The organism is Actinosynnema sp. NPDC050436, from assembly GCF_040655415.1.
In the GTDB taxonomy this organism is placed as follows: domain Bacteria; phylum Actinomycetota; class Actinomycetes; order Mycobacteriales; family Pseudonocardiaceae; genus Actinosynnema.
The window spans coordinates 43,652-50,275 of sequence record NZ_JBFAJV010000028.1 but is presented as its reverse complement, the minus strand read 5'-3'; the positions used below and the strand labels follow the sequence as shown (position 1 = coordinate 50,275).

Annotated in this window: 8 protein-coding genes; 4 read left to right on the top strand and 4 right to left on the bottom strand. The window is 71.9% G+C overall.

Going from position 1 to position 6,624, the window contains the following annotated elements:
* Positions 1–134: 134 nt before the first annotated feature.
* From AB0I60_RS36595 to AB0I60_RS36580, 4 genes are all read right to left on the bottom strand, one after another.
* Entirely contained in the window at positions 135–671 is a 537-nt protein-coding gene (locus tag AB0I60_RS36595) for a hypothetical protein (RefSeq protein ID WP_360738624.1), read from the bottom strand.
* A 385-nt stretch (positions 672–1,056) separates the two neighbouring features.
* Complete coding sequence (locus AB0I60_RS36590; RefSeq protein ID WP_360738621.1) at positions 1,057–2,067, bottom strand: aminotransferase class V-fold PLP-dependent enzyme; 1,011 nt, start codon at positions 2,065–2,067, stop codon at positions 1,057–1,059.
* 59 nt (positions 2,068–2,126) lie between these two features.
* Positions 2,127–2,609 (bottom strand): DUF4442 domain-containing protein, encoded by a 483-nt coding sequence (locus AB0I60_RS36585; RefSeq protein WP_360738618.1) that lies wholly within the window; start codon positions 2,607–2,609, stop codon positions 2,127–2,129.
* Positions 2,610–2,764: 155 nt separating this feature from the next.
* On the bottom strand, positions 2,765–3,541 hold the full coding sequence (locus AB0I60_RS36580) for an SDR family oxidoreductase (protein ID WP_360738616.1): 777 nt from the start codon (positions 3,539–3,541) through the stop codon (positions 2,765–2,767).
* A gap of 73 nt (positions 3,542–3,614) precedes the next feature.
* Between AB0I60_RS36580 and AB0I60_RS36575 the strand changes: the two genes are divergently transcribed.
* The 4 genes from AB0I60_RS36575 to AB0I60_RS36560 are packed head-to-tail and all read left to right on the top strand — an operon-like array spanning position 3,615 to position 6,563.
* Positions 3,615–4,022 (top strand): YjbQ family protein, encoded by a 408-nt coding sequence (locus tag AB0I60_RS36575; RefSeq protein WP_360738614.1) that lies wholly within the window; start codon positions 3,615–3,617, stop codon positions 4,020–4,022.
* A 39-nt stretch (positions 4,023–4,061) separates the two neighbouring features.
* Entirely contained in the window at positions 4,062–5,198 is a 1,137-nt protein-coding gene (locus tag AB0I60_RS36570) for a hypothetical protein (protein ID WP_360738611.1), read from the top strand.
* Positions 5,199–5,202: 4 nt separating this feature from the next.
* Entirely contained in the window at positions 5,203–5,883 is a 681-nt protein-coding gene (locus AB0I60_RS36565) for a hypothetical protein (protein ID WP_360738608.1), read from the top strand.
* A complete protein-coding gene (locus AB0I60_RS36560; RefSeq protein WP_360738605.1) occupies positions 5,880–6,563 on the top strand; it encodes a haloacid dehalogenase-like hydrolase in 684 nt (227 codons plus the stop codon). Before AB0I60_RS36565 ends, AB0I60_RS36560 begins: the two co-directional genes overlap by 4 nt.
* Positions 6,564–6,624 lie beyond the last annotated feature (61 nt).

The following is a 6,624-nucleotide window of genomic DNA, read 5'->3' as shown; positions in this document are numbered from 1 at the left end:
TGGTTGTCTCCAGACCAGGCCACACGGGGAGAACACGACGAACCGCACTTCTCCCCCGGCGGCCTGCCCAGCGGCGAGCGCCGCTTTTGATCTTTCCCCTACACGCTCACAAACCCCGACAACCGCTCACGACTTCAGCCCTGCTGCAACTCTTCAACCAACCGGAACGCGTCGTTCGAAACCTTCTTCATCAACGCGTTGTGCGCTGCTTCATCGGCCCCGTGCTGCACCGTGTCGGATTCGATGATGATCACGTCCCGGTCCTGCTGACGGGCCGCGAACCCGCCGGTTCCCAGCGACCGCAGACCGGGCACCTGCACAGCGCCGTCCTTCACCAGGTCGTTGACGTTGCCCGTGCCGTCGCGCGAGGTCAGTTCCTTCAACTTGGTGGCGTCGTCCAACGTCTTCATCCGCACCACCGACACGGACGTGTACACAGTTCGCCCGTCCGGGGTAGTCGTGGTGAACAGACCTCGGGTCAACTGCTGGCACGGCGTGGAGGTCAGGAACGTCTTCGTCTCGCCGTACGCGTGCGAGGCGCACTGGCTGTCCTTCAACGCCTCGGGGACCTGCGGCGACCGGGTGAAGGTGAACTCACCGACCGGCTTGGACGTAGTAGTGGGTGGCGAGGAGACCGGCGTCTCCTTGGGCATCACGACCAACCAGATCAACCCCGACACCACAGCCACACCCAGCAGCCCGGCACCCTTCAACAACCAGCTCTTCCGCGACGCCTTCGCTGCCCGCGCACTCCCCGACCCAGGGCCACGCCCCACCCCGTGCCCGTACCCCGGCCCCGGTCCCGCCCCAAGCCCCGGACCCGCACCCGGACCCGGACCCGGACCCGGACCAGCGTCCAACAGCGAATCCAACTGCCCCATCTCGGACCGCTGGAACCGCGACGTAGGAGGCCCGGACGGACCACCGAACCCACCCCCGGGCACAGGCCCACCAGCCGGCCCAGGCGGCGAGCCCGAGATGCGTGGTAACCGCTGTGTCACCTCTTCAGGTGACTCGGGAGGTACAGACACAAACAGTCACCGTATCGGACACCGCCTACCGAAGCGCTCCGAGCACAAGATCCACGTCCTCCACCGTGGTGTACAGGTGGCAGCCGAACCGCACCCGACCTGCGCGAACGGAGAACCGCACGCCCGCCGCCCGCAACTTCTCCCCACTGCCCTCCGGCAGCGGCAACGACACGATCGCCGACCCCCGCGCCTCCAGCCCCAGCCCGGCCAGCAGCGAGTCGGCCAGGCCGACGTCGTGGTCCCGCACCGCCCCCAGGTCCAGCGACGCCACGTAGGGCAGCGACGCGGCGGCCCCGATCTGCGACAGCCACACCGGCGAGATGTCCAGCCGTCGCGCGTCGGTCGCCAGCCGCAGCGGCAGCCCGTACACCGAACTCCACGGGTCTTCGCCGGCCCACCAGTTGGCCGCCACGGGCACCGCCGACTCCAGCCCGCGCGGCGAGCACGCCAGCCAGGCGCACCCGCGCGGTGACATCAGCCACTTGTACCCGGCCGCCACCACCCAGTCCGCCCACTCCAAGGACAGCGGCAGCCACCCCACGGCCTGCGAGGCGTCCAGCAGCACCGGCACCCCGGCGGCGCGCAGCCCCTCCAGGTCCACGATCCGGCCGTCCGCCGACTGCACCACGCTCACCGCGACCAGGTCGTACCCGCTCGCCCTGGACGGCACCTCCTCGAGCGGGGCCTCGGTGACGTGCAGCCCGCGCGCCGCGAACGGGAACGTCAACGACGTGAAGTCGCCTTCCGCCACCAGCACCCGCGCGCCGGCGGGCAGCGACGCGGCGACCATCGCCACCATCTGCCCCACGGACGCCCCACTGGCCACCCGGTCGACCGGCACCCCCACCAGCCGCCCGAACGCCTCCCGCGCGGTCGTCACCGCCGCGTCGACCGCGTCCGGTCCGTCCGCGCCGGTGCCCCACCGCTGCACGGCATCGGCGACCGCCGAGGCGGTCGGTGCCGGCGGCACCCCGATGCTCGCGGTGTTCAGGTACCCGACCGGCGGGTCGAAGGTGGTGCCGAATGCAGTCCTCACACCCCACCCCTACCTGCCGCGACGAGGCACCGTCCACCGCTTTCCGACGACCGGGCCCCTCAGGCCCCGACCTCGCTCGACGCCCGCTCGCCCGACGAACCGGCCTTGAGCCGCGCGTAGACCTGCTTGCGCACCCGGGCCACCACGGTCCCGTCCTCCGCGACCACGTCCACCGGGAACCACAGCAGCGCCTTCCCGCCGCCGGACGCCTGCTCGCGCAGGTCCTCCACCTGCTCCCCGGTCAGCCGGAACTCCGCGTACACGGTCCCCCGCCCCGGGCGCACGAACTCGATCTCACCCGCGCGGTCCCACACGACGTGGTCGCGGCCGAGGTGCCGCAGGACCATCAGCATCCAGAACGGGTCGGTCATCGAGAACAGCGAGCCGCCGAAGTGCGTGCCCACGTAGTTCCGGTTGTACCAGCGCAGACGCATCCGCACCTTCGCGTACCGGTAGTCGTCGGACAGCGCCACGACCCGGATGCCGGCGAACAGGAACGGCGGCCACAGGTTCATCCCGAACCGCAAACGAGAAGCCTTCACACCCTCACATTACTCACCAGTAACCCGCCAACCCACCGCACGCGTCACGCCTCACACCCGCTCCGCTCGCGCACCCCGACTCACCTCAGCGAGCGCCCAACTCACCTCAGCACCCCGACTCACCTCGGCACCCCGACTCACCTCGGCACCCCGACTCACCTCAGCACCACCACGTTCCCGGTCACCCGCCCCGCAGCCTCCGAGCACAGGAACGCCACCACGGACGCGACCTCCTCCGGCAGCGCCACGGGGAACTCCGCCCGCACCGCGTCGGACACCCACCCGGTGTCCGTCACCCCCGGCTTGACCATGTTCGCCGTGATCCCGTGCGGCCACAGCTCGGCCGCGGCGGACATCGTGTAGCTGTCCAGCGCCGCCTTGGCCGCCCCGTACGACACCTCGCCCGGGAAGCCCTCCGGCGAGCCCGACGTCAGCCCGACGATCCGCCCCCAGTTGCCGCCGCGCGCCAGGTGGCGGCGCGCGAACTCCGCGATCAGCAGCGCGCCCGCTCGCGCGTCCACCGCGAACTGCGCGTCGAACGTCTGCGGCACGACCGCCCGCTGCACCCGGCCGAACCGGTCCTCGGGATCGGCCAGGAAGGTGTCCTGCACCCACCCCGACGCGTTGTTGACCAGCACGTCCACCGGCCCGAACAGCTCCTCGGCGGTGTCGAACAGCGCGGTCGGCGCGGTCACGTCGGTCAGGTCGACCTCGACCGCGTGCGCGCGGCCCCCGGCCTCCTCGATCGCCGCGACCACCGAGTCCGCGCCGGCCTCGCGGGCGCTGAAGTACTCGCCGGGCAGGCTGGGGTCGGGGGTGGGCGTGCAGCGCAAATAGGTGATCAACACGGAGACGCCCTGGGCGGCCAGGGCTCGCGCGGTCGCCGCGCCGATCCCCTGGTTGGCCCCGGTCACGACGGCGGTGTGCGGCACGGTCCGGATACTGCCCGACCACGCCGCCCGCGAGCAGGTCATTTTCGTCCCGCTGCGCCTAAACTGGCCGGTCATGCGCAGCGAAGAGGTCGAGATCCGCACCGGCACCGACGAGGTCGTCCACGACCTGACCCGCACCTGCGAGGAGTTCCTCGGCGACGTCGACGGCGACGGCCTGCTGCACGTCTGGGTACCGCACGCCACCGCAGGCCTGGCCGTGCTGGAGACCGGCGCGGGCAGTGACGACGACCTGCTGGCCGCGCTGCGGGACCTGCTGCCCCGCGACGGCCGCTGGCGGCACCGCCACGGCACGCCGGGCCACGGCCGCGACCACGTGCTGCCGGCCCTGGTGCCGCCGCACGCGACGATCCCGGTCCTGGGCGGCGTGCTGGCGCTCGGCACGTGGCAGTCGATCTGCCTGGTCGACACCAACGTCGACAACCCGGTCCGCAAGGTCAGGCTCAGCTTCCTCTCCTCCTGAAACACCCACCGGGCAGAACCGGCGCGGTACGGTTTGGCCGTGACGAACCCAGGTGACGGGCAGAGCGGCTGGGGTGGCCAGCCCGGACAGGGCGACTGGGGTCAGCAGGACCCGGCCAACCCCCAGCACCACGGCCAACCCCACCACGGCCAGCCGACCTACGGCCAGCCCGCGTACGGGCAACCCCAGTACGGCCAGCCCGGCTACGGCCAGCCCGACCAGCAGCCCCAGTACGGCCAGCCCGGCTACGGCCCGCCCGACCAGCAAGCGCAGTACGGCCAGCCCCCGTACGGCCAGCCCGACCAGCAGGCCCAGTACGGGCAGCCCCCCTACGGGCAGCAGCAGTACGGGCAGCAACAGCAGCAGTACGGCGGCTACGGCGGCCTGGGCGTGTTCTCCGGCGGCGAGGGCCCGCCTCCCAAGAAGGGCAACGCCAAGATCTGGATCGCCGTGGCGGTCGTCGTGCTGCTGCTGGGCGGCGGCATCACCGCCTTCCTGCTCGTCCAGGGCAAGGACTCCGAGACCGTGGCCAACACCTCGACCCCCGCGCCGTCGACCACCACGCCGAAGCCGACGACCACCACCACGCCGAAGTCCGGCACCGGGAACGCCACCTGCAAGGCGAGCAAGCCGGACTGGAACTGCCTGGCGGTGGAGAGCCTGTTCTCCAGCTACGAGGTGCCCAAGGCGTGGGCACCGAGCCCGAACTCGGCCGCCGTCGACGGCATGAAGGACGTCAAGCTCACCGGTCTCACCGTGTACGGCAACTACGACTGCGGCGGCTCGCGCTACAACCGGGGCAGCACGGGCGGCGTGGTCGTGCCGCCGGGAGACTCGACCGCCACGGCCAAGGACTTCGCGCAGAAGCTCGGCACCCAGTACTACAGCTCGGGCAAGTCGATCGACGTGAAGTTGAGCGAGCCCAAGGCGGTGAAGGTGCCCAACGGCGACAAGGCCGAGATCGAGGGCGTGCAGGTCGACGCCACCATCACCACCACCGGCAGCGAGTGCCTCGCCACCAAGGGCATGGTGAAGGTCCTGGTGCTCAAGGGGTCCACCGGTTCCCTCGTGTTCATGGCCAACGGCGACCTGGAAGGCGGCCCGGCCGAGCCGAAGCCGCCGACCGAGGCCGACCTCCAGGCGGTGGTCGACTCCGTCAAACCCCTGGCGGGCTGACCGGGTGGGCTACTCCGGACTCGGCGTCTACCAGCAGCAGCCGCCACCACCGAACCGCCGCCCGCTGTGGATCGCGCTCGCCGTGGCCGGCGTGCTCGCGGTGGCCGGCGGCGCGACGGCGGCCGTGGTGCTCACCGACAGCACGGCGGCACCCGCGCCCACCACCGCCCAGACCACCGCGCGACCGGAGTGGACGGTGGTCGAGGACACCCAGGCCGGCCTGCGCTACGAGGTGCCGCCGTCCTGGGAGGCGAGCGCCGGCGGCGCGGTCGCCGGCGTGCAGCTGACCAAGTCCCTGGTGTCGCGGCCCTTCGACTGCCAGGGGCGCAGCATGATCCAGGCGCAGGTCGCGTCCGGGACCGGGTCCGGCGAGGTGCCCGACGTGGCCGAGGCGGTCATCGTCGAGCTGGCCCGCAACGGCTACACCGTGAACGGGAAGAAGCCCGAGCTCGGCAAGCCCGAGGTGCGCGGCGTGGGCGAGCACACCGAGGCGTCCGTCGAGGTGACCCCCAGCGCGGTGAGCCCGTGCTACGCGCCGAAGGCGACGATCCGGGCCTACGCGACGTCCAACGGGTCGAGGGTGTCGGTGCTGGTGCTCAACGTCGCGGAGGGCGGCCCGCACGTGGCCGAGGGCCCCAGCGAGGACGACGTGGAACGGATCATGGAGAGCGTGCGACCGCTGTGAACACCCTGGTGCTGTGGGACATCGACCTGACCCTGATCGACGCGCGGGGCCTCGGCCACACCTGGTACCGCACCGCGCTGCACGCCGTGGCCGGCCTGGAGCTGCTGCACACGCCCAGCTTCCCCGGCCGCACCGAGCGCGCGATCACCCAGGAGCTGCTGCTGGCGCACGACCTGGAGCCGACCGAGGAGCTGATCTCCCGGCTGCACGCGGAGCTGATCGACGTGGCGACCCGCGAGCACACCGAGCTGCCGACCCTGGGCCGCGCGCTGCCCGGTGCGGCCGACGCGCTGGAGGCGCTGGCGCTGCAGGAGGCCGTCGTGCAGTCGCTGGTCACCGGGAACCTGGTGGAGATCGCCCGGTTCAAGCTGGCCGCGTTCGACCTGGACCGGCACGTGGACTTCGACATCGGCGGCTACGGCACGGTGTCCGAGCACCGGCCGGAACTCGTGCTGGAGGCGATGCGGCTGGCCTCGGCCAAGCACGGCGAGGACCTCGCCGCCGTCGTCATCGGCGACACGCCGCACGACGTGGACGCCGCGCTGCACCACGACGCGTTCGCCATCGGCGTGGCCACCGGCCGCAGCACCGCCGCCGAACTCCGCGAGGCCGGGGCGCACGTCGTCCTGCAGGACCTCTCGGACACCGCCGCCGTACTCGAAGCGATCCTGGACCGCTGATCCCCGGCACGGTGACGCCGACCGGCCCGACCCCGCCGACAGCTCGGCGCGGCCGTCGTGC